Here is a 2173-nt window from a genome sequence, read left to right on the forward strand (position 1 = left end):
TCTTCTGTAAGCTGAAAGATTTCAAGAAAATTGCCATGCGTGCTGAAAAAACAGATGAGTCGTTTGCTGCTAATATCTATTTAGCAGCGACGATTATCCATTTACGGTAATTGTCAACACACCCTAGTTGAAACTGGGCTTGTGGGTCGCCTTGGTTAGCTTCAGCATAGATTGATTCAAAATCTTTGCTATCACTTTTATTTATTGGTTGAGCTAAATGTTGGCTGGTTTCATTTGTAGCGTCTGTTGAGCAAGCAGAAATGACTAGGCCATTTGATAGAGCTAGAACTACTACTAATGATAATTTCGATATTCTAAGTTTTAAATTGCTCATAGATTTTTCTCGTTTATAACTTTAAAACTGAGTATGATTCTGTTGTTATATAAGTATATCATTTATCTACTGACTTATACTCTCTAACAGCCGAACAGTAAAATCTTTGGATTCTTTTTTATACGGTAAAAGATAAGTTGTTTCATTACTTTTTATACCAATATAATCAAAGTCATACTTTTTGTATACTTTTTCACCAAAAGAACCTGTATTTTCGAAGTCTATTTTCTTACTATCTAGAATCAACGTAAAACTTTCTAGCTTTAAAACCTTGCCATTAAATAGTTTAATTTCTAAATTTTTATCTACATTTATATTTTTAATAAACCTTCTACCTTTTACAAAGTATATTTTATAAAAAGAGACTGGAAATTCATAAACGCACAGAACCCATGGAAGAAAATAGTATAATGAGATATCTATGTTGAAAAAAGTGACAACCTTTTGGTTAGAGTTAAAAAAAGCATGCGTTAATCCTATTAAACAAACCAAGAAGAAAAAATTTATATATATTTCTTGATAATAAGAACTTATGCATTTTTTATTTATTATATGAGCATATCCGTTAAAACTTTCACCTTTAAACATAAAATGTTCCAAATTACTTTTCAAAAATCTAAATTTTTAAGTTATTAGAAATTAATCTCTGACAGTAAAATAAGATAAAACTTTATTTTTTGCGATTCTTATTATCAGGACTTAGAAAAGGCTCGTAGCCTAAAGATTCCCACGGGTCAGAACGATCTGAAGCAGGGTTGAATGGTTTAACTTCTTTAAGCTCAGATAATTCAGGAGCAACAGCTGTTGCAGCTGCTTGTGCTATATCACCAGTCATGCCTAGATTGAACGGTTTTAGTAGTCCTCCCGTTGCAGCATTTACAGCCATTGGCGCTATATCAGCTTTACCTTCAACCGCATATTGAGTTAATCCAGTACCTACGCCTCCAACCACTGCAGTCTGTACAGCCGTTTTTGCAAAAGCTGAAGAGCCTCCCGTTAGAGCGCCGCCAATTGTGTTAATACTAGCGTCAGCTAGTTTCCAATCATCGACGTCTGTCATCAACCCGTATGAGCCTAACCCAAGAGCTCCTCCGGTTGATGCACTACTAGCTACGCCAGCTGGTAATGCGGCTGTAGCTCCATATGCTGCTGCTACACCTTCCTTTGCTAAAGCCCCAACATAAGGACCGTAACCAGCAATAGCAGCGCCTGCGTAAGTGACATTCCTCATATCACTCTGCAAATTGGATTGTGCAATTACCTTTGGATCTTTGGCAGCAAGTCTAGCATGAGCAGGAAACGCTACAGCAATTGGATCTACTGCAAAATTTGATTTATTGTCTGGGATAGGCTTAAGAACCATATCATTTACACGTCCATCCCAAACATATTTATAACCTTCTGGTGGCTTATCATATGGACTTGGATTGTAATTTCCAAAACCTGACAATCCCCCGCCCCCTTGATTAGGGTCATTAGAATGAGTATTGCCCGCTATCAAGCTCCCATCAGCTTCAGTATCATCTACACGACCAAAAGAGCCAGCTCTATCTAAAGGCCCTTGTTTTAATGCCGCTAACGCACTTGGCAAGCCATTAGGATTAGTAGCTTGGCTAGATGGAACAGGTGCAGCAACAGAGGTACTTGGCTCTTCCACCTGACTATTACTCGCCCCCGGCGGATTAATCAGCACATCCTTGCCAATCACCTTGTTCTCCCCCTCAGCTTGGGTGATGATACTCGATCCTGTGATGATGATACTGCCATCGGCGTTCATGACCAGTGAGGATTTGCCGACAGTGATCTTAAACTCATCTCCTGCGGTGATACTATAGCTTT

3 protein-coding genes are annotated in these 2173 nt (G+C 38.1%); all 3 read right to left on the reverse strand.

The window, feature by feature from the left end:
* Nucleotides 1–76: 76 nt before the first annotated feature.
* Nucleotides 77–334, reverse strand: coding sequence for a hypothetical protein (locus JMX98_RS13715; RefSeq protein ID WP_201587377.1), 258 nt, complete (start codon nucleotides 332–334; stop codon nucleotides 77–79).
* 66 nt (nucleotides 335–400) lie between these two features.
* The gene (locus JMX98_RS13720) at nucleotides 401–922 is read right to left on the reverse strand and encodes a hypothetical protein (protein ID WP_201587379.1); all 522 of its coding nucleotides are present in this window, start codon (nucleotides 920–922) and stop codon (nucleotides 401–403) included.
* Between the two features lie 82 nt (nucleotides 923–1004).
* The coding region (locus tag JMX98_RS13725) for a hypothetical protein (protein WP_201587381.1) at nucleotides 1005–2173 on the reverse strand (1169 nt) is incomplete at its 5' end.

The organism is Psychrobacter sp. HII-4 (genome assembly GCF_904846595.1).
GTDB lineage: Bacteria > Pseudomonadota > Gammaproteobacteria > Pseudomonadales > Moraxellaceae > Psychrobacter > Psychrobacter celer.

Bases quoted from the DNA above. Each gene is read 5' to 3' on its own strand.
- JMX98_RS13715 (WP_201587377.1), bottom strand. From the start codon at position 334: ATGAGCAATTTAAAACTTAGAATATCGAAATTATCATTAGTAGTAGTT.
- JMX98_RS13720 (WP_201587379.1), bottom strand. From the start codon at position 922: ATGTTTAAAGGTGAAAGTTTTAACGGATATGCTCATATAATAAATAAA.